Genomic DNA, 23,094 nt, shown 5'->3' with positions numbered 1-23,094 from the left:
TAGTGGACAAAGCCGTTATAACAAGTCGGTGGTAGACACTTTCAACAAGCGTGCATTGTAACTTTATTATTGTCCTAAGCTTCCTGTCCGTTGCTATATCAATGATTGTTGAGAGTAAGTAACTAAAATTTTTTCTTACTTTTCCGTGCTACGTATGAATTATTAACAAAATTGAAAATTTGCTGGCTCTACTTGACAAAGAGATTCAAACCCACTCTAAACCGAATCTCCAACAAAATTGCCTCTTTCAATGTAACATCTGTCACATGCAGTTGTCGGAATGCAGTTAGCAGTGTCATAAAGAAAAGGTGAAGGTTAACCTGTAGTGTATAACTTACCTTAGAGTTGCTTGCACCTCTAGCTTCGATGGATCACACTCATGACTGAACTGACGCTACGCCTACAAGAGGGAGATACCGAGACAACGATCGCAGTTGATCAAGATATATTCACAATTGGCCGTTTGCCGGAATGTAACCTGTACTTACCTTTTGCTGGAGTATCTCGCAACCATGCCCGCTTGGTTAAAACGGCTGACGGGGTGTGGACTATTGAGGATATGGGTAGCAAAAACGGGACGCAAGTAAATAAATATCTTGTTAACTTTCCCCAAGAGTTACATCACGGCGATATCGTTTGGCTGGGCAATGTTAGCCTGGTAGTGCTGCTCACAAGCCCTGTTTCCCAACCTACAGGGCATCCTGGAACTTCGGACATTAATGAACAAAGAACAATCCTTCACAATGTCGAACAATTACAACAGCAATGGATCGCAGCCGATAGCAAAGATGGCAACATCAATAATAAAGACAAAACCATTGCCCGTCTCAAAGACTTAGTGGACATAGCTAAAAATCTTTGTGCGGCGGCGTCTATAGAAGAGATTTTTTCTCAGGTGCAGCAAGTGGTTTTTCGTTACCTTGATAGTATCGAGCGTTTGGCATTATTAATTGATGTTAATGGTTGTGGTCAATTAGAATTAGTCAATGCTGCTACTAGAAATATTTCCCAACAAAAACATCTCCCCTCTGATGGAAGTTGGATCAGTCGTAGTATCTGTCAAAAGGTGTTTGACGAAAAAGTTGTTATTCAAACAGCCGATACCCAGCAGGACGAACGGTTTGCTAGTGAACAGAGTATTTTAGTTAAAGGCATTCGCAGCGCGATGGCAGTGCCTTTATGGGATGAGAATAAAGTTGTGGGCGTATTGTATGCCGATGCCAATCTTTCTTCTTATCATTGGGCAAATGAAGGCGAAGAAGAACTCAGCTTTTTTTCAGCTTTAGCAAACATTGTGGCTTCTAGCGTCCAGCGTTGGCTACTGGTAGAGAAACTCAAAACTGAAGAAATGATTCGTCACCGGTTAGAACGTTATCATTCTCCAGCAGTTGTGCAGCAGTTGATTTCTGTAGGTGGATTACCGGGTGGTCGTTTAGCTCCCACGGAGAGCGAAATTAGTATTTTGTTTGCAGATTTGGTTGGTTTTACAGCAATTTCTGAACAGTTAACACCAACTGCGATCGCTCAATTATTAAATAATTTATTTGAAGAAATGCTAAAAGAAGTGTTTACTTGGGGCGGTACTTTAGATAAGTATATTGGCGATTGTATTATGGCATTTTTTGGCGCTCCAGAACCGCAACCAGATCACGCCGATCGCGCTGTTAATGCAGCCAAGGGAATGCTCACTCGTCTCGAACATCTTAATGCTAATGGTTTTTGGCACGAACCCCTTCAATTACGTATTGCGATTAATAGTGGTAAGGCTGTTGTAGGAGATGTCGGTAGTTCCCAAAGGGTAGATTATACAGCGTTAGGCGCGACGATTAATCTTGCTGCTCGTATGGAAGCAGTTTGTCCTCCTAGTGAATGTGTGATTAGTGAAGCCACTCATAAAATGCTTTCACTGCCTTCAGACTTTGAGGAAATGGGAGATTATCGTTTCAAAGGTATTGAGCGATTGGTTAAGATTTATCAGACAAAATTGCAGCCAATGCCAACAATTATTACTCCATTTATGAATCTTTAGGAATAGGGGATAGGGAAAAATTGCTAATTATGAATGACGTTAAGAACTTTCAAATAAATAATATCTAACTATTTATTGTGGAATAGGCGAATTTAGCTGACCGTGCCAGCACGAAAAATTTGCTCTGCGGTCAAATTCAACTCTGGAAAAGTTGGCGACTGGATTCGGTCATCTCCTCGAAACTTACTAATGCGATACTCACCTTCTTCTAAACAGCAAACCAAAAAAGTAGGTTGTTTTGGTTTGCCAATAAATTCTCTACCGCCTAATGCACCATAATCTACAATCCAGTATTCAGAAATTCCCATTTCTTCATAGTCAGCATATTTTTTCAGATAATCATCACGCCAGTTTGTACTCACCACCTCAATTACTAAAGGAATTGATGCTGCTTGAGTAACAGTTGATTCTTTTTTCCACCGAGGTTCATTAACTAAATTAGTAAGATTTAGGAGCAGTAAATCTGGCGAATAAGCTGATTCGTTTTCAAGTGGTTTAACTAATACTGTTTTTGGTATACCATACCGCAGTCCGAGGCGACTATATTCTAAAGTGATTTTTGTAGATAAAAATACAATAATCTCTTCATGGTCGCCTGTTGGTTGGGGCATTTCTACTACTACTCCATCATATAGTTCGTAACGTTGCCCTGTGTTATCTGGATATTTAGCAACGAATTCATCGAATGTAACTACTTTGCGTAAGACTTGAGTCATAGCTTGATTCCTCAATTGTGCAAATTATAACAACTTTAATTGGACTTAATTCATCAATATTAATACTTACTGATTGGTATACTTTAATTCAATTAAAGTTGCGAAATTGTAATACTGGGCAGCTAATTCTTAGCTAAAAGACTAGAATTTGGGTAGTAGCTTCCTAAATTTATATGTATAACATTAGGAAGCCTACTTCAAGCTATTTTTTAACGGGAGGTCAGGTAATGGCGATCGCCACCATTAATCCCGCCACTGGGGAAACGCTCAAAACCTTTGAGCCACTCAATGATGCAGAAATTAACGCTAAACTCGATTTAGCTAATCAGACTTTTGAAAAGTATCGTCAGACAAGTTTTTCTGAGCGATCGCACGCTCTTCAAAAAGCTGCTGATATTTTAGAGCAAGACAAAGCAGAATTTGCGAAGTTGATGACTCTAGAAATGGGTAAGCCATTTAAAGCTGCGATCGCGGAAGTCGAAAAATGCGCCGTCGTCTGTCGCTACTATGCCGAACACGCCCCTGGTTTTTTGGCTGATGTCAGTGTAAAAACGGATGCCAGCCAGAGTTTTATACGTTATCAACCAATGGGTGCGATTCTCGCGGTGATGCCGTGGAATTTCCCCTTTTGGCAAGTATTTCGCTTTGCTGCACCAGCCCTCATGGCGGGAAATGTCGGCTTACTCAAACATGCTTCCAATGTGCCGCAATGCGCCTTGGCAATTGAAAATATTATCCGACGAGCAGGTTTTCCTGAAGGTGCGTTTCAAACTCTATTAATAGGCGCTGCTAAAGTCGCCGATTTGATGGCTGATGACCGCGTAAAAGCTGCCACATTGACCGGAAGCGAACCAGCAGGTGCATCCCTCGCCGCCGCCGCCGGGAAACAAATCAAAAAAACAGTTTTGGAATTAGGAGGAAGTGACCCGTTTATTGTGTTAGAAAGTGCTGACTTAGAGACAGCAGTTGTCACAGCTACTACAGCACGGATGTTGAATAACGGGCAATCATGTATTGCAGCGAAACGTTTTATTGTCGCAGAAGCGATCGCAGACAAATTTGAAAAATTACTTTTAGAAAAATTTGAGGCGCTCAAAGTAGGCGATCCCATGCAACCAGATACCGACTTAGGCCCACTCGCAACCCCTGGTATTCTCCAGGATTTAGATCAACAAGTGCAAGCTGCCACAAAAAGCGGTGGTAAAGTCCTCACTGGTGGACATCCTTTATCAGATCGTTCTGGAAACTTTTATCCACCAACGATTATCATAGATATCCCGCCTGAAGCACCAATTGCCAAAGAAGAATTCTTTGGCCCGGTAGCCTTGTTATTCCGGGTTCCAGATATCGATGCTGCCATTAAACTTGCTAATGACATCCCCTTTGGATTAGGTGCAAGTGCTTGGACAACCAACAACCAAGAGAGCGATCGCTTGGTTGAGAAAATCGAAGCCGGTGCCGTGTTTATCAACGGTATGGTCAAATCTGATCCCAGATTGCCCTTTGGTGGCATCAAGCGTTCTGGATATGGCAGAGAATTGAGTATCCAAGGTATACATGAGTTTGTCAATCTTAAAACCGTTTGGGTTAAATGATTAGGAATTAGGGACTGGGGACTGGGTATTAGGGACTAGGTATTAGGAACCAAGTATTGGGATTAGGAATTAGAGATTACAAATTAGATTTTGGGAAAGATATTTTCATTCCCCACTTCGCAGTCCCCAGTCCCCAGTCGCCAATCTCCAATCCCCAGTTCCCAATCCCCAATCCCCAGTATTGTCAATAGTTAGGAAATAAAATGAATACAGCAGAATTATTGGTGCAGTGCCTAGAAAATGAAGGAGTGCAATATATTTTTGGACTCCCTGGCGAAGAAAACCTGCACGTTTTGGAAGCGTTAAAACATTCTTCGATTAAATTTATTACAACTCGTCATGAACAGGGTGCAGCATTCATGGCTGATGTCTACGGACGCCTGACAGGAAAAGCCGGAGTGTGTCTTTCTACTCTTGGGCCTGGGGCAACCAACTTGATGACTGGGGTAGCAGATGCTAACCTCGATGGTGCGCCCTTAGTGGCGATTACCGGCCAAGTGGGAACAGATAGAATGCATATTGAATCCCATCAATATTTAGATTTGGTGGCAATGTTTGCACCTGTTACTAAGTGGAATAAGCAGATTGTGCGACCGAGTATTACACCAGAAGTAGTCCGGAAAGCATTTAAGCGATCGCAATCGGAAAAACCTGGTGCAGTTCACATCGATTTACCAGAAAATATTGCTGCTATGCCCGTCGAAGGCAAACCTTTGCGTAAGGATAATAGCGAAAAAACTTATGCATCTTTTGCTAGCATTCGGGCCGCCGCCGCCGCAATTTGCCAAGCAGTTAACCCATTAATCTTAGTAGGAAATGGGGCAATTCGCGCTCAAGCAAGTGATGCTGTAACGCAATTTGCTACCTTGCTGAATATACCTGTTGCCAATACATTCATGGGTAAAGGTGTTATTCCTTATACACATCAATTAGCTTTGTGGTCAGTGGGATTACAGCAAAGAGATTATATTACTTGTGGCTTTGATAACACAGATTTAGTAATTGCGATCGGTTATGACTTGATTGAGTTTTCCCCCAAGAAATGGAATCGTAACGGTGAAATTCCCATTGTGCATATTGGGGTAACTCCGGCGGAAATTGATAGTAGTTATATTCCCAACGCCGAAGTAGTGGGAGATATTTCAGATTCCCTTTATGAAATTTTAAAATTAGCAGACCGACAAGGTAAACCCGATCCTTTTGCCATTAGCTTAAGGTCTGAGATTCGGGCTGATTACGAACAGTACGCCCATGATGACGGATTTCCCATCAAGCCGCAAAAGTTAATTTATGACTTACGGCAAGTGATGGGCCCAGATGATATCGTCATCTCAGATGTTGGCGCACATAAGATGTGGATGGCGCGTCATTATCATTGCCATAGCCCCAATACTTGCATTATTTCTAATGGCTTTGCGGCTATGGGTATTGCCATTCCTGGCGCTTTAGCAGCAAAACTCGTTCATCCTAAGCGCAAAGTCGTGGCTGTAACTGGCGATGGCGGCTTTATGATGAATTCTCAAGAATTAGAAACAGCCTTGCGTGTCGGTACACCCTTTGTCACCATAATTTTCAATGATGGTGGCTATGGATTAATTGAGTGGAAGCAAGAAAATCACTTTGGCAAAGGAAACTCATCTTTTGTGCATTTTAGCAATCCTGATTTTGTCAAATTAGCCGAAAGCATGGGTTTAAAAGGCTACCGAGTTGAATCGGCTTTAGATTTGATTCCCACTTTGAAAGAAGCTCTCGCTCAAGATGTACCTGCCGTGATAGATTGTCCCGTAGATTATCGGGAAAATCACCGCTTTAGCCAAAAAGCCGGTGAGTTGAGTTGTGCGGTGTAAAAAGCAGAGACGCGATTAATCGTGTAAAAAGTAGAGACGCGATTAATTGCGTCTCTACAAGAGTTAGGAGTTATTTATTCCTAACTTTTTTAGTGTTTTGGTTGGCGTGTTAAGGCTAAAATGTTGCAATAGAATCAGCTATGTGTCGGTTTCAAAAATCTGATTAAGTCAACTCAAAACTTGATTACTCCCATTCAATGGTTCCAGGCGGCTTAGAGGTGATGTCATAAACCACCCGGTTCACTCCTTTTACCTCATTCACAATCCGAGTGGAAATCACTTCCAGTACATCGTAAGGGACTCTTGCCCAATCAGCAGTCATGCCATCTTCACTGGTGACAATCCGCAAAACAATCGGGTAAGCGTAAGTGCGTTGATCCCCCATAACGCCAACACTACGAATTGGCAGCAATACCGCAAATGCTTGCCAAAAATCATGATACATGCCGCGTTGGTTAATTTCTTGCCGGACAATTAAATCTGCATCGCGCAAAATATTTAACCGCTCAGATGTGACTTCCCCTAGAATGCGAATTGCCAAACCAGGCCCAGGAAAAGGTTGCCGTTGGACAATTTCTTCTGGTAAACCAATGGAACGCCCAACTTTGCGGACTTCATCTTTAAATAGTTTCCGCAGTGGTTCCACCAACTTAAATCTTAGGTCTTTGGGCAAACCGCCAACATTGTGATGACTCTTAATTTTCACCGCTACCCGCTCACCAGTTTGGGGATCAACGTTGGTATCAGCAGATTCGATCACATCTGGATAAAGAGTCCCTTGAGCTAGATAGTCAAAGTGACCAAGGCGTTTGGATGTTTCCTCAAATACAGCAATAAATTCGTGTCCGATGCGGCGGCGTTTTTCTTCAGGATCTGTGATATCAGCAACTTTAGCTAAAAAGCGATCGCGAGCATTAACATACTCTACAGGAATGTGAAACTGCTCTTGGAACAGCTTTACCAATCGCTCTGGCTCATACTTTCGCATAAAGCCTTGATCGATAAATACGCAAGTCAGTTGATCGCCAATGGCTTTATACAGCAAGAAGGCTAAGGTAGAAGAATCCACCCCACCAGACAACGCCAACAGCACTCGCTTGTCACCAACTCTGGCGCGAATTTCCCGAATTGCCTCTTCAACAAAAGCAGCTGTTGTCCAAGTAGGTTCGCAATCGCAGATGTGATAGACAAAATTACGGATTAATGCTATACCGCCAATAGAATGCACTACCTCTGGATGGAACTGAACGCCGTAAAGTTTCTTTTCATGGTCGGCGATCGCAGCACAAGGAGTATTTTCTGTATGTGCCAGCAATTCAAACCCTGAAGGCATTTGGATAACTGAGTCTCCATGACTCATCCACATGGTAGTGCCATCTTCGACGTTAGTGAGCAAATCTGTGGGATCATCAATATATAATGATGCTTTGCCGTACTCACCTCGGTCAGCCTTTGCCACTTCCCCACCGAGTTGGTTTACCATTAGCTGCATCCCATAGCAAACACCCAAAACGGGTATTCCCAAATTCCAGATTTCTGGGTCACAATGGGGAGCGTTATCACCATAAACCGAACTTGGGCCACCTGAGAGAATGATTCCCTTGGGATTGAGTTGGCGCAATTGTTCAGAAGTAGTGCGATAGGATAAAACTTCCGAGTATACTTGAGTCTCGCGGATGCGACGGGCAATCAACTCAGAATATTGAGAGCCGAAGTCCAGAATTATAATCAATTGGCGATCAAGTCTCCCAAAATTTTCTAATGTTTGGGGCGCTTGTTCTGTTGGTATCACCGCTGTGTTCATGACGGGAGTGTTATGTCTGTTAAGGGTAGATGCTTTGTGGTCTATGATGATGCTATTATTCAGCCTGGGTAGGCTAATAATGGTATAGAGAGCCTTTACAAACGCCCGGTTATGTGCGTTTGTCTAGTCCCGGAGTCGGAAATGGTATTAAAACGATAAACTTACCCTAGAGTGGTTACTTAAGAGATTATTTATTTGGATTGTTTACGATTATTCATAATAAATTAACATAATTTTCCCATCAACAGACCAGCAGTTTTACTCTTCACGATAATTTTGCGATCGCGATCAAAGAGAATCGAGCCACAGATTGTACTTACTGTGCCCCTTTCGCTATGGCTTTGGATGTATTCTTGAGAACGAACATCGATGGTTTCGGCGATCGCATTGTAAACTTGATTTACCCAATCACTACCAGTTGAAGCATCTAGCGATTTTAGGTATGTTAATGCGGCTTCGGCGGTTGCACTGTTAAACACAGCTTGGATATCTGGTGATTTTAAACCAGCGATCGCACAGTGCGCTGCCAAAATTTCCCGTCTTCCATCAGCCAAATAGTGATGAGTGTGAAAAATCCCTCCAGCCAGTTTCATCAGCTTACCGTGATAGCCAAATAATAAGATTTCTTTTACGCCTAGCACATCAGCTTCTACCAACATTGGGCCAAGCCAGTTAGCAGTTTTGACCAATTGTTCAGGATTAATCCCTAGTTTACGCGCTAAATCTAGGCCATTTTCGCCGATACAGAATACTAAACTTTCAAAACGACTGGCTTTATTTTGTAATTCCGCCCGGAAAATTGCAAGCTGATCTGGTGTACTTAAGGGTTGAGAAATGCCAGTTGTGCCTAAAAGGGAAAGTCCTTCAACCACACCAAAAGCAGAATTTGAAGTGCGAACAGCCAGCGATCGCCCTTCGGGTAGAATAATCGTCACCGTGATTTTTTCCCCAGGTACTAGCATTCGTTGCAAATTCTCTTGCAACAGCTTTTGAGCATAGGCATAAATAGCTGGCTTGTCGTCAGCATTCACCTGTCTGCCAATTCCTTCCCCACCTTTAATAATTACAGCATCATCACCCTCTTCCCTCCACTCCACCAGCCCCCAAATCGGTGTATCTTTAGTCAAATCAAGATTATCACCAGGATCGCTGCGAGTGATTGCTAAAGCTGTATTCTCAGATAATCCTGCTACCTGTTCAATGGGGATTTCTGCGATTTGAGCGGGTTCAATCAAATCTATAGATGCTAAAGTTAGGGGTTGGCGATCGCGTAACCAGTGTAAAGCTGCAACAGCAGCAGCGCAGGCAAAGACGGGAAGTGTGTATCCAGAACGGGACATTTTTTAATTTAAAAATCAAAATAATTATTTAAAAATAAAGACAGTTTTAGACGGCAATTTAGACATCAACTGTAGCTTACTTCCTTTAGGGTAACGTTCCCTCTCAACCTCTCTTAATACGGGCGGCGTGCAACGGGCAATTTAGATCGTGTTTACTTTGCTGAGTTCGACGCGACCGCCTTCAAATACTTGCACCATTAGCTGATAACCTTCCATCAGGGACATCCCGACGAGTGGTTCTGAATCAGCCTCATCGATTGGGATTGTTAGAATATCTCCATCCCAAACTAAAACTGCTTCATAGATATTGAAAACGCATTCACTCCCATCTCCAAGAATGGCTCGTCCTCGCCTCTTCCATCTCAGATTCAACTGAGCGATCAAATCTGGAGGCAGTGAAAGCCAACCGTTAAAGCCTGTGTCTACAATCGCATCTTGTGTGTAAATTTTGCCATCGGAACCACAAACTGAAAGTGAAATAATCGGTTCAAAATCCGCGTTAACGATTCCGGTGATCATGCGGCTTTTTTCGTGCGTTTGCCGAATCGACGAACATAGCGAGAACCAATGCGGACAATCCAGATTTGAGCGTCTGGGTGACGGGCTTCGAGGCGATCGCAGGCAGCGATTTCACTAGCATCGACTTCAAAAGCTCCGGTTTCGATGTCGATCGCCACAATCTTGCCATGATTATCTGCTTCAACCTGTGAGCGCACCTGAGATTCATAAATCTGATCGCCACGTCGAGCGAATTCTTCTTTGCTGTAGCGGGGTTGGCTAACTGTCATAGAAATAGCCTCATGTTCACGCCTCTAATTTTTCTATTTTAGGCTAGGGGCTTTTCGCTTCGCTCAGAGCCTACGGTTAGATAGAGCCAAGCTACCCAATAAACAGATCGGGATATATCCAGAATAATAATGCTTCCAGTGCGATCGCTTATTCAAAATTGAAGATAGTTTCAGATAGCTTGCTTTCTTCAGGATAACGGCTAAGATGATCAGCAGTAGATATTCTTTACATCCACGCCAATGGCTTGTGGCTGCTTGCTTCATCGCTTTGTTAGACCATTTTACCAGGGTAGATACTGAACTTGACCTTCTAGTTCTCCCTCCTGGCTACACTCTACAAGTACAAGAATATCTTCAATGACCTGTCCGACCGATGCATCTAGGCTGACTTCGATAACTCCCGGCATGGTCTGACCTTGCCTAACTCGATCGTATGCATAGCGAGTAATTGTAGAAACGTCATGGGTAAGCAGGATACGTCCTTCTTGGGCTGCCCAATCCAAGATAGTTGGATCATCTTTGCCTGATAGCCCAACATCTTGTACACGAACGATGTCAATTTTCGGGCTACGGCGGAACAATCCTCTAACAACCGTATTATCGAAATTTTCATCCGCAAGGAATTTTAACATGCTTCCTGTGCTGCTTTGCGGGCAAGCAAGCGATCGCGTAAGCCTTGTGGGTCAAAATTCCCTTGATTTATTGCCCGAATCTCTAATGATTGCTGCTGTCGCTGTTGCAAGTAGGCTTCTACTTCAGGTTGATGATTGAGATAGAAGGCAATCGTAGCGTAAATGTCAGCCAAATTGAGCGACGGATAGCGATAAACAATTTCCTCTGCTGTCGTGCCTTGCTTAAAGACAGCAACCACAGTGTCCAATGTGACGCGGGTTTTACCGACGAGAACTACACCATGTTCATTCAATTTTAGAGGAGCAGGTTCGGCAATAATCGATAGTGTCATAAACGCCTTCCAATTCCATAAATTAATCAAGATAATAGTTACGACCACCTTCAAACATCGATTCTAGCTCCTCAACTGTTGCAAGAATTGCCTCTATATCTCTATCTGAAGCCAACTCCTTAATCTCTTTGAGACGTTCCAACACTCCTGCTTTTCCATCTGGCAGCAATGCATTAAACTGATACCAATTGTAGAGGTGATAGAGCAGGTGATACGTAACAGCGACATCTAGTTGATGACTAGGTTCATGTAGAAATAACTCTAAATCAACTAACCAGTCTATTGCTGCTTCAATTCCATCAACGTAAGTGTGAAAAACAGCAGTTTTCAGCATCTCCTCTGGTGCATTGGGATAAGCTTGGCGAAATGCCTGTTTTGCCTCGCTGCTCAGGTTGCTACGTTGTAGCAAGGTTTGTACAATTTCCCAACGTTGTTCTCGACTGAATTGTTTTGGCGTGTTCGCATCCTGTGACTGTTGCATCTAAGCCCATCCAATAAAGCTAACAGTGTAACCAGTCTGTCTTAACTGCGATCGCCATACTGCTCTATGTTACGAATTACGAATTAGGAATTAATTAAACTCCCACTTCTGATAATAGAGCTTCCATAGCTTCCCAAGAAATTCCTTGTTGAATATAACGCGGTGCTTCAGGATTGTAAGGACTGGCGACTCGATCAATATTGAGGATGTTTGCCCCATCTGGTAGAACTGGTACATCTGCATCAAATGCCGTTGGACGCATTAAAGAACTGGAAAAGCCTTTGAAAATAGCAATTGTATCTTCTTCATCAGCAATTTCCACCGTTACAAGTAGAACTTCTTGGGGGCGTTTAGCAGTGTATTGTTCCAGTCGCTTGCCAATGGAATCCATTTTTTTAAGAGTAGGAGTATGGTGGTGCAACGATGCTTACTGTGGTGTGGCCGAGCGTCCCTGCTTGCCCAGCTTAATCAGAACAAAGTAGCTTAAATAAAGCACATAAATTACTAAACTAGTTATGCCGAGAAAACCTAAAAACTCAGCCTTGCTATTAGCATGAAAATATTCTTTGAATAGCAACGGAGCCTCAAACCAAACGCGACAATAGGAAGTCTTCAGCGCACTACTAGAAAAAGCACAACCTAAAAAAGGGATAAAGGCTAGTGTACCCAAAATACAATAAACAGTTGTAGCCCAGCGCCAAGAAGTAAAAATAAATTTTAAAGCGCCAGTGGTTTGATACTCAATTTCATCGTTAATATCCACCCAGAACCACAGCGAAATCGGGATCAATATCTGAGCTATCAACCCAGAGATAAAGCTAACTGGATACTGGGCAATCATTAAGTAAATCGTGATTGCTACCAGGCTTGATACTCGCCAGTATATAGCCAATAAGCGTTGTATGGCTTCCGCTTTTTGCACAAATGCCCAAATTAGAAGAATTAGCGGAATAACTACCAGGAATAATACTGCTAGTCGGTAATCCATCCAGACGAAAGGGCGAAACCAAACGTTATAGTCCATAGTTTTTTTCAAAGGATAAATAAAACATTTTTAACCAAGAACAAAATCCATAACTGACAAACTGTAAGCTATTAGCTAGCTATTAGTCCATCTATAATTACATAACAGTTTAATCAAAGCACAAAGTCTAGCCTCAAGACTGCACTCTAACTTCTTTGTGCAAGCAAGTGGCTACCCAACTTATACCATTTCACGGAATTTATACTATAAATACGTTTGTAGGGGCATACAGATGTACGCCCCTACAGTCAATTCATTTGTTGCAAAGATTTTTGGAAAAGGTATTAAATAGTAAATTGTTTAATTCACTTTCCTCAATCTCTCTATTTGGTGAAAAACAAGCAACTAAAGACCCTCATCTCAGATTTTGCACCTATTTGCAAGTAGCGTCAGGAAGAGTTCTAAAACCCACCCACCCACTATATACTCGACACTCTCGGAAAAAATCCCAATTTTTTGGGTGTAAAAGTTTCCTTTTAAGATAAAAAAACCTCAAATTTTAACCCTTATACATCTGTAATTCCAAATATTTCACCAAATATTTACCGATTGGGGCAAATGATGAAAGAGGGGAGTAAGATTTTAGGCAAGAGTGAGGTGAGATGTGCAAGATTTGAGTATAGTAAATTTTGATTGCTTATTTACCAAACGAACAAAAAATTCACTTGTCTAAATTTTTAGTCGTCGTAAACTCGGCATTCAATTGCATCTGGGTTGTCATCACAATACTGTTCTAAAGAGTTTTTTGGCTTGTTTTGGCGCTTGTGGGAAGCTTCGGCTTGCAATTCTTCTACTGCATCCCAAGCAGCAGCACACTCTGGTGAGTTGCTACCGTTAACGTCACAGACAGTACGCGCTTGCTCTACTTCTTCTTGGATTTTCTCTTGAATATCGCTCTTTGCTGTTTCTTGGATGTTGGTCATTGCTTTAGTCTCGTTGTGTGTTGTTAATACTAGTATAGAAAAACTTCAGAAATGGCAGATTTTAGCTTGAGTAATATCCATTCTAACCATTCAGCTCATAACTTAGTACTTTAACCTATTGATTTATAACCAATACAGTAAACTGCCGCATCTATAATGCATTCATCTTTATTTTTTAAGATTTTGTGGAATTAGTACCATAGATGAACAATCATACAATATATTTAGATGCATCTATTAGAGAATGACAACCCCAGCTTCTTAGGATGGAGGAGACAAAAGGCTGGCACTAATTTTTGTAGGATGCAATTCTTCCCAAAATCAAAAATCAAAACCTACTAGCCCAAAAAGAGAAAGAAGCTCAAAACTCATGGCAGACCAAATGCAGTGGGCAAACGCCCTATCAACCCGTCATTCTTTGGAAGCAGCTGTTACAGATGTAGTGGAACGAGCTGTCTTATCGTTAACAGCACCTGCGGATCTAGGACTGGTATTCATTTCGTCTGCTTTTACAAGTGAGTATTCCCGACTGTTACCTTTGTTAGCTGAGAAACTTTCTGTGCCTGTGCTAATTGGCTGTAGTGGTGGAGGTGTGATTGGGACGACAGTTAACGGAGAAATCCAAGAATTAGAAGCTGAACCAGCTATTAGCTTGACTTTAGCACACCTTCCAGGGGTGAAGGTTCAAGTTTTTCATGTTGTTGCTGAAGAATTACCTGATTTAGACAGTTCTCCAGATGCTTGGGTTGATTTGATCGGTGTACCAGCATCACCGACACCCCAGTTTATCTTGCTGTCTAGTTCTTTCGCTTCTGGAATCAACGATTTATTGCAGGGGTTGGATTTTGCTTATCCAGGATCGGTGATAGTGGGGGGACAGGCTAGTGGTGGGGGTATGGGTGGTCGTGTTGCCCTATTTTGTCATGATACTGAGGGCGGGGAATGCCAAAGTTTGTATCGTGAGGGTACTATCGGCATAGCTTTGACTGGCAATATTGTTTTGGAAACGATTGTAGCCCAAGGATGCCGACCGATTGGCAAACCATTGCAAGTTACAAAAGCCGATCGCAACATTATCTTAGAGTTAGATGAGCAAGTGCCGCTAGTGGTATTACGAGATTTGATTGCTAGCCTCAGCGAACACGAACGGATTTTAGCACAGCACTCTCTGTTTGTTGGTGTGGCGATGGATGAATTTAAGCTGGCTTTGCAACAGGGAGACTTTTTAATTCGTGGTATTCTTGGGGTCGATCCCACAGCTGGGGCGATCGCAATTGGCGATCGCGTCCGTCCAGGACAAAGGCTGCAATTCCACCTCCGCGATGCCCAAGCCTCTGCTGAAGACCTAGAATTACTCCTCCAAAGTTATCAAACCCAACGAGAATCTGTACCCTCTGCCGTAGCTGCCTTAATGTTTGCCTGTCTGGGGCGAGGTGAAGGACTTTATGGTAAACCCAATTTCGATTCTGAACTATTTCGGCGCTACGTCACCGATATTCCTGTAGGCGGCTTTTTCTGTGGCGGAGAAATCGGCCCTGTTGGTGGCAGAACTTTCTTACATGCCTACACTTCCGCATTTGGAATTTGTCGCCAAAATCAGTTATGAGTGATGAATTACACTCCTGACTTTATCCTATCTAATTTGTGAAAATTCGCGGTGTCCAATTCCCTGACTTCGTAAAAGTTGTCGGGGATATAACTTTTCACGAATGATTTAGGATTGCTATAGTAGCATGTTATTAAACTAGAAAGTAATTTCAGTATTTAAATATCATTTATGGAGAGCTACTAGCATGAAAAATAATAACAATCAAATACTACCATTACTAACAGAGGCTGACAGAGAAGAGTTAGAAGGCGTTGTGCAGGTGTTAGCAAATGTAACTAAGCTCCCTGTTGAAATGGTTAAGCCACATTTTAATGCATTGCTTGAGCAATTGATAAAATCAAAACAGGATCAACCATTCTACAAAACTGCAACGGCTCTTGAGTGGATAACAGCTTTTCAGGAATGGGCAGAGAGCCATAGACGAGATACGCCCTTACTATCAGAATATGCTTTAAGTCGGGCTGGAATATACGATGATGACGAGGACGAAGATATTTAGGTGACTTATCTTGTCGATACCAACTTATTGCTATTAAGTGTACAGCCACATCACCCAATGTATGCAGATACACTGAACGCAATCTCAACTTTACGAGGAGCCGAAGAAGAGCTTTTTATTACCTCGCAAAACCTCATAGAGTTTTGGCGAAGTGCAACACGACCTGCTCAAAGGAACGGCTTAGGCTTAACCATCGCTGAAGCGAGGACGGAACTGGAGCGTTTAGAAGGTTTATTCTTAGTACTTAGGACTTACGCAAAAATTGCTAAAAAGCTTAATTTCTCGAACCGCCAAGACGCCAAGAGCGCCGAGAATTCGTAGAGTGTGCGTAAGTCCTAGTACTGCCAGATGTACCTGAGATTTATCCAGAATGGAAGCGATTAATTTTACAGTATGGGGTAGCGGGTGTAAATGTCCACGATGCTAGGCTTGTAGCCTCAATGTTAGTTCACAGGTTAACCCATATCTTAACTTTCAACGTTAGAGACTTTAACCGCTACGCTTCTGAAGTCACCCCTGTGAACCCAACTAGCTTTACATCACCCCATCCGTGAGAGCTAATGAGGTTGTCACCTTGCACTCTTTTTTCATGACGTGAAAAATCAGATAGGCTATTCGCCAAAAGGGGATGCTTTTGTTTGAGCGCAAATAGCTGTTTGTTTATAGGAATCATATTTGATTTTTGAACGAAATTAGGTATTGTAGGGTGTGTTAGAACGCAGTTCGTAACGCACCAAACCCTTGATGATGGTGCGTTACGCTGTCGCTAACACACCCTACGTATCTTTTCAGAAATCAAATACTAGTCCTATAGGATTTAGCTATCTTTCTATATTTGTAGATATATATCGAAATAAACGCTTTTAATAGCTGTATATATCAACAAATATATTCCTTGCATAAGCTAGTTTAAATATTAATTTATACCTTGTTTTGTCTAATAAAAAGCTCGACAATTGATTGAGAAAACGATAGTTGAGAGTTAGCTAATAACCATGTCGAATTAATTCAGTATTTTCTCGAAATCATAGCAAAATATATCTGATATTCATCTTAAATTTATTTATGTCGAAATTCGATTATCCAATGTTAGAAGGATGGATTCAAATTGCGTTGACGCTACTAATTGTAGTAGCAATAACTCCTTTCTTTGGGCGCTATATGGCGTGTGTATACCTAGAGCAGAGTACTTTTATCGACCCAATTTTGAATCCGGTTGAGCGAGTAATTTATGCCTTGGTTGGTGTTAAAAACAAAGAAAATATGACGGGCTGGCAGTATGGGCGGGCAATCCTGTATAGCAATGTAGCAATGGGGTTGCTGATTTTCTTTATTATCATGAATCAGGGATGGCTGCCCCTGAATCCTACGGGGATAAATGCCCCAAGTTGGGATACAGCACTGCATACTACTATTTCTTTTATTACTAATACCAACCAGCAGCACTATTCTGGTGAAACCTACATGAGCTATGGCAGCCAAATGTGGGGACTTGGTTATCACATGTTCACCTCTGCTGCGACTGGTTTGGCGGTAGGAATTGCTTTTATCCGGGGATTGACTGGTAGATCGTTAGGCAACTTTTATGTAGACCTAATTCGCTCAATTACCCGAATTTTGCTGCCTATTTGTATTGTGGGCGGCATTGTCTTGATGGCTGCTGGCGTTCCCGAAACTCTGGGGGGTGCAGTTGTATTCCCTACTTTGGAAAATCCGAATATTAGTCAGGCGATCGCTCGTGGCCCTGTTGCCCATTTTGAAATTATCAAGCAATTAGGGGAAAACGGCGGCGGCTTTTTCGCCATCAACTCGGCACACCCCTTTGAAAATCCCAACGGATTTACTAACTTAATTCAAATCGTGGCGATGCTTTCGATTCCTACTTCCCTAATCTACACTTATGGGTTGTTTGCGAACAACACTAAGCAAGCTTGGTTAGTTTACGGCATGGTAGGCGTTATTTATTTAGTATTTGTCATCGTCACTGCCATTGGTGAATACAACGGCAATCCGGCTGTGAATGCACTGCTGGGTAGTCAGCAAGTGAATTTAGAGGGTAAAGAAGTCCGGTTTGGTTGGGCGCAATCTGCGCTATTTGCAACGAGTACAACTGGTACTATGTGCGGCGCAGTCAATAGTTTACACGACTCCTTTATGCCCAACGGCGGTTTTATTACCCTTTCCAATATGTTCCTGCAAATTATCTGGGGTGGACAGGGTACTGGAACTGCTTATTTATTTGCTTACTTGATTCTGGCTGTATTCGCTACAGGGTTGATGGTAGGACGCACACCAGAATTTTTGGGACGCAAGATTGAGAAGCGCGAGGTTGTACTTGCTAGTTTCCTGATTCTGCTGGTTCACCCGATCGCAATTATGATTCCCGCAGGTATCGCTTTGGCATTTCCCGATCAACTATCAGGAATTAGTAATCCCGGCTTTCACGGCTTTGCTCAAGTTATTTATGAATACGCCTCGGCTGCTGCTAACAACGGTTCTGGGTTTGAAGGTTTGGGAGATTCACAACCGTCTCCTTTGGCGATTGCTACAGGTGCAAAAACCACTGCAACTGCCCTGTGGTGGAATTTGAGTACCTGCTTCAGTTTAATTGCTGGACGCTATATTCCAATTCTGGGTTTGCTGTTTTTAGCAGATAGTATGTCTCGTAAGCAAGCTGTTCCTTACACGACTGGTACATTGCGAACGGATACCGGACTATTTACAGGCGTTACCGCAGGCGTGATTTTAATCTTGGGCGCACTTACATTTTTCCCAGTACTTGCATTAGGCCCCATTGGTGAAGCCTTTTTTATTGCTAAAGGTATTGGCTAGGGAGTGGGGAGTTAGGAGTTAGGAGTTAGGAGTTAGGAGTTAGGAGTTAGGAGTTAGGAGTTAAAGCATTGGCTTAAAGACTCGTTCATCCACCTCGGAACTCCGTTCATCCACCTCGGAACTGGATTCATCCACCTCGGAACTCCGTTCATCCACTTCGGAACTGGATTCATCCACCTCGGAACTCCGTTCATCCACTTCGGAACTGGATTCATCCACCTCGGAACTCCGTTCATCCACCTCTGAACTCCGTTCATCCACCTCTGAACTCCGTTCATCCACCTTTGAACTCCGTTCATCCACCTCTGAACTCCGTTCATCCACCTTTGAACTCCGTTCATCCACCTCTGAACTGGATTCATCCACTTCATCTTCCTATGCCCAATGCCCAATGCCCCATTCCCAAAATTTAATGTATGCCCACTACTACTGATTCTCCTTCGCCTCGTATTGGATCTGGAACTCGTGACTCGCGCAAGCACACCCCCAAAACAGATATGCGGGGGCTTTACCAAAGAGCAATTCGTGAGTCATTTGTCAAGCTCGATCCGCGAATTACTGTCAAAAACCCAGTTATGTTTGTTGTTTGGGTGGGGACAATTGTCACTTTTCTTGTTAGCCTTAACCCAAATTTGTTTGGCACAATTCAGGCAGATATAAATCAACAACGCCTTTTAAATGGGTTAATTACCTTTATTCTCTTTTTTACACTCGTTTTTGCCAACTTTGCCGAAGCTGTGGCTGAAGGACGCGGTAAAGCTCAGGCTGATTCACTGCGATCGACGCGATCGGATACGATCGCTAACAAAATCCTCCCCGATGGTTCGATACAACAAGTCAATTCTACGGAACTGCGACGGGGCGATTTGGTAAAAGTGGTTGCAAACAACATGATTCCCGCCGATGGAGATGTAATTAAAGGCATCGGCTCGGTGGATGAGTCTGCAATTACTGGAGAATCTGCCCCGGTACTGAAGCAACCAGGGACAGATATTGCCAGTTCGGTGACAGGCGGTACACGCCTACTATCTGATGAGTTGACAATTCGCATTAGTGCCGATCCTGGCCAAGGCTTTATTGATCGCATGATCTCCCTGGTAGAAGGGGCAGAACGCAGCAAGACTCCTAACGAGATTGCTTTGACGGTATTGTTGGCAGTGTTAACACAGGTGTTCTTGATTGTGGTGGCGACTATGCCCCCATTTGTCGGCTACATCGCCAGCTTTATCAGCACAGCGTTTGGAGTTGAGGCGGGAAACAGTTTGCGGGCGGGTGCTAGCGTTGCTATTCTCATCTCGCTACTGGTAGCTTTAATTCCTACAACTATCGGTGGTTTGCTTAGTGCGATCGGGATTGCTGGAATGGATAGAGTTGCCCAATTTAACGTCATTGCTACCTCTGGTCGAGCCGTAGAAGCTTGCGGTGACATCAACACCTTGGTGCTAGATAAGACAGGGACGATTACCTTGGGTAATCGGATGGCTGATGAGTTTATTCCTCTGGATAATCACTCAATAGAAGATGTGGCACGAATTTCTCTAGCTGCTAGCTTGTTTGATGAAACGCCAGAAGGCAAATCGATTGTAGTTTTAGCAGAAAAATCTCAGGCTGCGGTAGATTTCAATCTCGACAAAGCCGAGGGTGTGGAATTTTCCGCGAAAACCCGGATGAGTGGCACGAATTTACCCGATGGTAAACAAATTCGCAAAGGTGCGGTGGATGCTATTAAGGGATTTGTCCGTTCTCGTGGCGGTTACATTCCTGATGATGTAGACGCAGCTTATGAGCGAGTTTCCCGGTTAGGCGGTACACCCTTAGCTGTCTGCCAAGATGACAAAATTTATGGTGTCATCTACCTCAAAGATATTGTGAAACCTGGTTTAAGGGAACGATTTGACCAACTCCGCCGCATGGGTGTTCGCACGATCATGCTTACAGGTGACAATCGGATTACCGCTTCGGTAATTGCTGAGGAAGCTGGGGTGGATGATTTCATTGCCGAAGCGACTCCAGAAGACAAAATTGAGGTGATTCGCTCTGAACAATCACAGGGTAAACTGGTGGCAATGACTGGGGATGGTACTAATGATGCACCTGCTTTGGCTCAAGCAAATGTGGGTGTGGCGATGAACTCTGGAACGCAAGCTGCCAAAGAAGCTGCTAACATGGTGGACTTAGACTCCGATCCCACGAAGCTAATTGACTTAGTAACCATAGGTAAACAGTTGCTAATTACTCGTGGAGCCTTGACAACATTCTCCATCGCTAACGATATTGCCAAGTATTTTGCCATCATCCCCACTATCTTCGCAGCTGCTGGAATCGGCGCACTTAATATTATGGGATTAAAGAGTGCCCAATCTGCGATCGTCTCGGCGCTGATTTACAACGCCTTGATTATTCCGGCACTGATTCCACTGGCACTTAAAGGGGTAAAGTTTTTACCTTTAACAGCAGATCAACTGCTACGTCGCAACATCTTCATCTATGGTCTGGGTGGCATTGTTGCTCCCTTTATTGCCATCAAACTGATAGATATTATCCTACCTTTGTCTTAATTTACTATGAAATCCGTTCAGATCCGCCGCACTATTCTTGCATCCCAAGTATTAGAAGAAATAACTGAAATTTGGTGTCAATGGCGTAGACAAAAGCTGCCACTGTATTTATTCTTGGCAATGTGTTTCAACCTAGTGGTTGCACCTATGGTCTATGCCGCTACTGGTGAACAACTTTCCCGCAGTCAATCTTGGGGATTGGGGCTGTTAGGAATGGTGACACTAGGGCTTTCTATCTATTTATTTTTTGTAATGTTTGTACCGGAGAAATTCTAATGAGTTTTGCACGCGAAGCTGGTAGAGCTGTTCGTTCTACCCTGGTACTTTGGGTTATGGTCGCGATTATTTATCCTTTTGCGATGATTGCCATTGGACAGATTGGGTTTCCGTTTCAAGCAAACGGTAGTCTACTGAAAAATAGCACAGGTCAAGTTGTTGGTTCTGCTTTAATTGGTCAACCTTTTAGTAGCGATCGCTATTTTAACAGTCGTCCGAGTACCACCAGCTACAGCACAGCCGATCCCAAAAAAGATGATGCGGGTGTTTTGCAAACTGGGGTTTCCGGCGCTAGTAACTTGGCTCCCAGTAATCCCGCATTAATGGAACGCATCAAAGGTAAAGATGACCCAGAAAAGAGCAAAAAGGTTCAAGGTGACTTCACTCGTCTAAAAACAGCAGGAGTGCAGCCCACTGGCGATTTAGTCTACACCTCTGGTTCTAGCCTTGATCCTCACATTACTCCCGAAGCTGCGATCGCGCAAATTGCAAGAGTAGCCAAGGCGCGAGGAGTTCAGCCAAACCAACTAGAAACTTTAATTGCCCAAAACACCGACGGCCGCTTTCTCGGCATCTTTGGTGAGCCTGGAGTTAATGTGTTGAAGCTGAATTTAGCTCTAGATCAGATTAAGAAATAAAGCTATGGGAAATAGTAGCGACAAGTAATTTTGTATCTCTACTGTTCAAAATTATTATCTAACACTCAGATACCCGATTCTTAAAACTTGTCGGGTATTTTGTTTTTCATTATTTATTGAATAAACCTATATCTCTGAATATATGCCTATTTAAACTTTTTTGATCCATTTTATATACCTGTAAAATATATCTATTTAAAAATATTTTTCTTGTAAAATATTGCACAATAATATTAGAGTTAAAAATGTTTTGTGTTCAAAAATAATAACCATTTAAAACCAAGCTTGTTTGGTGTTTTAATCCAAGCTAATAGCGTTTATTGCGGCATTCACTTAACTGAAATTCAGTTGCCAGAACAATGCGCTTTTTTAGGAATATTAAGACAGAATCAAGTCCTTTCAACAACAGATAATCCTACTATTTTCGTAGGAGACTACATTTTAGCCATAGCAACCCATCCGATGATGATTCCAGCCTTAAAAGTCACTCTTAAGAAAATTCATTCTGTTTACTATTCTCTTAACAGTTGCTTACTGGAAGCTCGACAAACAGCCAACCAATTTGATAATTTAGATGACTCAGATGTATCATCCAATTCCAACTCCATATATTATTAGACACATGAATATTTGATTTATTTTAAATGGCAAACTTATTCCAAAAGCTGAGATGAAAACCAAGCAAAACAGTAGCTTATCATTAATCTCCAAAGATGTTAAACTGCGATTAAGTTTACTGAACCATAATCTGACTAACTAAAGATTTATAATATGCCTAATTCAGGGCTTTTACAACTTTATATATCCGCCCAAAAAAGTGTTTATCAATCTACCCTGATTGAAGCAAACCTGGCAAATACAACACAAAATAACACCAAAACACAGGATGGTGATATTCCTTTTGTAGCAGTATTTTTGGCTCATATTTCCTTCATGATTGTTTGGGGAATTTTAGTTTATCTCGTTTCATCTGTTTGCAAAGCACTAGAAGATCCCCCAGAAAATAGGGCGCAAGAAAAAAACGAAATCGTAAGCATCCAACATGTACAGCAACATCCTTGCAAAAACTGCCAATTTTTTCATAAAAACTCTTATCTAAAGTGTGCAGTAAATCCTGATACTGCTCTAACTAAAGAAGCGCTCAATTGTTCTGATTACAGTCCTAAATAGT

General features: G+C 42.6%; 24 protein-coding genes. 12 read left to right on the top strand and 12 right to left on the bottom strand.

Translation table 11 applies throughout. The annotated features are described in order from the left end of the window. Nucleotides 1-379 precede the first annotated feature (379 nt). Nucleotides 380-2,029, top strand: a complete 1,650-nt coding sequence (locus tag CDC33_RS02885) for an adenylate/guanylate cyclase domain-containing protein (protein WP_109007217.1) — start codon at nucleotides 380-382, stop codon at nucleotides 2,027-2,029. 92 nt (nucleotides 2,030-2,121) lie between these two features. Here CDC33_RS02885 and CDC33_RS02880 read toward each other — a convergent pair whose 3' ends face one another. Continuing rightward, on the bottom strand, nucleotides 2,122-2,745 hold the full coding sequence (locus CDC33_RS02880; RefSeq protein ID WP_109007216.1) for a Uma2 family endonuclease: 624 nt from the start codon (nucleotides 2,743-2,745) through the stop codon (nucleotides 2,122-2,124). A 227-nt stretch (nucleotides 2,746-2,972) separates the two neighbouring features. Here CDC33_RS02880 and CDC33_RS02875 point away from each other — a divergent pair, with 227 nt between their 5' ends. Both CDC33_RS02875 and CDC33_RS02870 read left to right on the top strand, forming a co-directional pair. Then, nucleotides 2,973-4,340: an NAD-dependent succinate-semialdehyde dehydrogenase gene (locus CDC33_RS02875; RefSeq protein ID WP_109007215.1), complete on the top strand. Its 1,368-nt coding sequence runs from the start codon at nucleotides 2,973-2,975 to the stop codon at nucleotides 4,338-4,340. Nucleotides 4,341-4,543: 203 nt separating this feature from the next. Next, complete coding sequence (locus tag CDC33_RS02870; RefSeq protein WP_109007214.1) at nucleotides 4,544-6,187, top strand: acetolactate synthase large subunit; 1,644 nt, start codon at nucleotides 4,544-4,546, stop codon at nucleotides 6,185-6,187. A 184-nt stretch (nucleotides 6,188-6,371) separates the two neighbouring features. Here CDC33_RS02870 and guaA read toward each other — a convergent pair whose 3' ends face one another. The 10 genes from guaA to CDC33_RS02820 form a co-directional block, all read right to left on the bottom strand. After that, entirely contained in the window at nucleotides 6,372-7,991 is a 1,620-nt protein-coding gene (gene guaA / locus CDC33_RS02865) for a glutamine-hydrolyzing GMP synthase (RefSeq protein ID WP_109007213.1), read from the bottom strand. 224 nt (nucleotides 7,992-8,215) lie between these two features. After that, complete coding sequence (gene cbiD, locus CDC33_RS02860; RefSeq protein ID WP_109007212.1) at nucleotides 8,216-9,331, bottom strand: cobalt-precorrin-5B (C(1))-methyltransferase CbiD; 1,116 nt, start codon at nucleotides 9,329-9,331, stop codon at nucleotides 8,216-8,218. A 141-nt stretch (nucleotides 9,332-9,472) separates the two neighbouring features. Then, a complete protein-coding gene (locus CDC33_RS02855; RefSeq protein WP_109007211.1) occupies nucleotides 9,473-9,850 on the bottom strand; it encodes a clan AA aspartic protease in 378 nt (125 codons plus the stop codon). Next, a complete protein-coding gene (locus tag CDC33_RS02850; RefSeq protein ID WP_109007210.1) occupies nucleotides 9,847-10,119 on the bottom strand; it encodes a hypothetical protein in 273 nt (90 codons plus the stop codon). The genes CDC33_RS02855 and CDC33_RS02850 overlap by 4 nt, the downstream gene beginning before the upstream one ends. Before the next feature lie 281 nt (nucleotides 10,120-10,400). Next, nucleotides 10,401-10,751, bottom strand: coding sequence for a DUF5615 family PIN-like protein (locus CDC33_RS02845; RefSeq protein ID WP_109007209.1), 351 nt, complete (start codon nucleotides 10,749-10,751; stop codon nucleotides 10,401-10,403). Then, entirely contained in the window at nucleotides 10,745-11,083 is a 339-nt protein-coding gene (locus CDC33_RS02840) for a DUF433 domain-containing protein (protein WP_109007208.1), read from the bottom strand. Before CDC33_RS02840 ends, CDC33_RS02845 begins: the two co-directional genes overlap by 7 nt. Nucleotides 11,084-11,105: 22 nt before the next feature. After that, on the bottom strand, nucleotides 11,106-11,564 hold the full coding sequence (locus CDC33_RS02835) for a hypothetical protein (protein ID WP_109007207.1): 459 nt from the start codon (nucleotides 11,562-11,564) through the stop codon (nucleotides 11,106-11,108). A 94-nt stretch (nucleotides 11,565-11,658) separates the two neighbouring features. Continuing rightward, nucleotides 11,659-11,955, bottom strand: a complete 297-nt coding sequence (locus CDC33_RS02830) for a DUF7734 family protein (RefSeq protein ID WP_109007206.1) — start codon at nucleotides 11,953-11,955, stop codon at nucleotides 11,659-11,661. 36 nt (nucleotides 11,956-11,991) lie between these two features. Beyond that, nucleotides 11,992-12,588, bottom strand: a complete 597-nt coding sequence (locus tag CDC33_RS02825) for a DUF3177 family protein (protein ID WP_109007205.1) — start codon at nucleotides 12,586-12,588, stop codon at nucleotides 11,992-11,994. A gap of 677 nt (nucleotides 12,589-13,265) precedes the next feature. After that, nucleotides 13,266-13,511, bottom strand: coding sequence for a Calvin cycle protein CP12 (locus CDC33_RS02820; protein WP_109007204.1), 246 nt, complete (start codon nucleotides 13,509-13,511; stop codon nucleotides 13,266-13,268). 370 nt (nucleotides 13,512-13,881) lie between these two features. Between CDC33_RS02820 and CDC33_RS02815 the strand changes: the two genes are divergently transcribed. The 4 genes from CDC33_RS02815 (at nucleotide 13,882) to kdpA (ending at nucleotide 18,451) form a co-directional block, all read left to right on the top strand. Beyond that, on the top strand, nucleotides 13,882-15,117 hold the full coding sequence (locus CDC33_RS02815) for an FIST signal transduction protein (RefSeq protein WP_109007203.1): 1,236 nt from the start codon (nucleotides 13,882-13,884) through the stop codon (nucleotides 15,115-15,117). 187 nt (nucleotides 15,118-15,304) lie between these two features. After that, nucleotides 15,305-15,619, top strand: coding sequence for a hypothetical protein (locus CDC33_RS02810; RefSeq protein WP_109007202.1), 315 nt, complete (start codon nucleotides 15,305-15,307; stop codon nucleotides 15,617-15,619). After that, the gene (locus tag CDC33_RS39740; protein WP_109007201.1) at nucleotides 15,620-15,940 is read left to right on the top strand and encodes a type II toxin-antitoxin system VapC family toxin; all 321 of its coding nucleotides are present in this window, start codon (nucleotides 15,620-15,622) and stop codon (nucleotides 15,938-15,940) included. A gap of 765 nt (nucleotides 15,941-16,705) precedes the next feature. After that, entirely contained in the window at nucleotides 16,706-18,451 is a 1,746-nt protein-coding gene (gene kdpA, locus CDC33_RS02800; protein WP_109012413.1) for a potassium-transporting ATPase subunit KdpA, read from the top strand. Nucleotides 18,452-18,511: 60 nt separating this feature from the next. On the opposite strand, the gene CDC33_RS02795 is transcribed toward kdpA, so the two are convergent. Beyond that, nucleotides 18,512-18,817, bottom strand: coding sequence for a hypothetical protein (locus CDC33_RS02795; protein WP_146195766.1), 306 nt, complete (start codon nucleotides 18,815-18,817; stop codon nucleotides 18,512-18,514). Between the two features lie 50 nt (nucleotides 18,818-18,867). On the opposite strand from CDC33_RS02795, the gene kdpB reads away from it, so the two are divergent. The 5 genes from kdpB (at nucleotide 18,868) to CDC33_RS02770 (ending at nucleotide 23,093) form a co-directional block, all read left to right on the top strand. Continuing rightward, a complete protein-coding gene (kdpB, locus tag CDC33_RS02790; protein WP_109007199.1) occupies nucleotides 18,868-21,009 on the top strand; it encodes a potassium-transporting ATPase subunit KdpB in 2,142 nt (713 codons plus the stop codon). A 6-nt stretch (nucleotides 21,010-21,015) separates the two neighbouring features. Continuing rightward, nucleotides 21,016-21,285, top strand: a complete 270-nt coding sequence (locus tag CDC33_RS02785) for a potassium-transporting ATPase subunit F (RefSeq protein ID WP_109007198.1) — start codon at nucleotides 21,016-21,018, stop codon at nucleotides 21,283-21,285. After that, nucleotides 21,285-21,923, top strand: coding sequence for a K(+)-transporting ATPase subunit C (kdpC, locus tag CDC33_RS02780; protein ID WP_109007197.1), 639 nt, complete (start codon nucleotides 21,285-21,287; stop codon nucleotides 21,921-21,923). Before CDC33_RS02785 ends, kdpC begins: the two co-directional genes overlap by 1 nt. Nucleotides 21,924-22,175: 252 nt before the next feature. Continuing rightward, on the top strand, nucleotides 22,176-22,541 hold the full coding sequence (locus CDC33_RS02775; protein ID WP_109007196.1) for a TrkA C-terminal domain-containing protein: 366 nt from the start codon (nucleotides 22,176-22,178) through the stop codon (nucleotides 22,539-22,541). A gap of 153 nt (nucleotides 22,542-22,694) precedes the next feature. Then, nucleotides 22,695-23,093 carry a hypothetical protein gene (locus tag CDC33_RS02770; RefSeq protein ID WP_109007195.1) on the top strand — a complete coding sequence of 133 codons (399 nt, stop codon included), beginning with the start codon at nucleotides 22,695-22,697 and terminating at the stop codon, nucleotides 23,091-23,093. Nucleotide 23,094: the final 1 nt, after the last annotated feature.

The sequence above is a fragment of the Nostoc commune NIES-4072 genome (assembly GCF_003113895.1).
Lineage (GTDB): Bacteria > Cyanobacteriota > Cyanobacteriia > Cyanobacteriales > Nostocaceae > Nostoc > Nostoc commune.
This window is presented reverse-complemented; position numbering and strand designations above follow the sequence as displayed.

Coding starts and splice junctions, on each gene's coding strand:
- CDC33_RS02850 (WP_109007210.1), bottom strand. CDS start 10,119: ATGACAGTTAGCCAACCCCGCTACAGCAAAGAAGAATTCGCTCGACGT.
- CDC33_RS02830 (WP_109007206.1), bottom strand. CDS start 11,955: ATGGATTCCATTGGCAAGCGACTGGAACAATACACTGCTAAACGCCCC.
- kdpB (WP_109007199.1), top strand. CDS start 18,868: ATGCCCACTACTACTGATTCTCCTTCGCCTCGTATTGGATCTGGAACT.
- CDC33_RS02845 (WP_109007209.1), bottom strand. CDS start 10,751: ATGTTAAAATTCCTTGCGGATGAAAATTTCGATAATACGGTTGTTAGA.
- CDC33_RS02855 (WP_109007211.1), bottom strand. CDS start 9,850: ATGATCACCGGAATCGTTAACGCGGATTTTGAACCGATTATTTCACTT.
- kdpC (WP_109007197.1), top strand. CDS start 21,285: ATGAGTTTTGCACGCGAAGCTGGTAGAGCTGTTCGTTCTACCCTGGTA.
- CDC33_RS02815 (WP_109007203.1), top strand. CDS start 13,882: ATGGCAGACCAAATGCAGTGGGCAAACGCCCTATCAACCCGTCATTCT.
- CDC33_RS02770 (WP_109007195.1), top strand. CDS start 22,695: ATGCCTAATTCAGGGCTTTTACAACTTTATATATCCGCCCAAAAAAGT.
- CDC33_RS02785 (WP_109007198.1), top strand. CDS start 21,016: ATGAAATCCGTTCAGATCCGCCGCACTATTCTTGCATCCCAAGTATTA.
- CDC33_RS02825 (WP_109007205.1), bottom strand. CDS start 12,588: ATGGACTATAACGTTTGGTTTCGCCCTTTCGTCTGGATGGATTACCGA.
- CDC33_RS02835 (WP_109007207.1), bottom strand. CDS start 11,564: ATGCAACAGTCACAGGATGCGAACACGCCAAAACAATTCAGTCGAGAA.
- CDC33_RS02880 (WP_109007216.1), bottom strand. CDS start 2,745: ATGACTCAAGTCTTACGCAAAGTAGTTACATTCGATGAATTCGTTGCT.
- kdpA (WP_109012413.1), top strand. CDS start 16,706: ATGTTAGAAGGATGGATTCAAATTGCGTTGACGCTACTAATTGTAGTA.
- guaA (WP_109007213.1), bottom strand. CDS start 7,991: ATGAACACAGCGGTGATACCAACAGAACAAGCGCCCCAAACATTAGAA.
- CDC33_RS02870 (WP_109007214.1), top strand. CDS start 4,544: ATGAATACAGCAGAATTATTGGTGCAGTGCCTAGAAAATGAAGGAGTG.
- CDC33_RS02885 (WP_109007217.1), top strand. CDS start 380: ATGACTGAACTGACGCTACGCCTACAAGAGGGAGATACCGAGACAACG.
- CDC33_RS02810 (WP_109007202.1), top strand. CDS start 15,305: ATGAAAAATAATAACAATCAAATACTACCATTACTAACAGAGGCTGAC.
- CDC33_RS02820 (WP_109007204.1), bottom strand. CDS start 13,511: ATGACCAACATCCAAGAAACAGCAAAGAGCGATATTCAAGAGAAAATC.
- cbiD (WP_109007212.1), bottom strand. CDS start 9,331: ATGTCCCGTTCTGGATACACACTTCCCGTCTTTGCCTGCGCTGCTGCT.
- CDC33_RS02840 (WP_109007208.1), bottom strand. CDS start 11,083: ATGACACTATCGATTATTGCCGAACCTGCTCCTCTAAAATTGAATGAA.
- CDC33_RS02875 (WP_109007215.1), top strand. CDS start 2,973: ATGGCGATCGCCACCATTAATCCCGCCACTGGGGAAACGCTCAAAACC.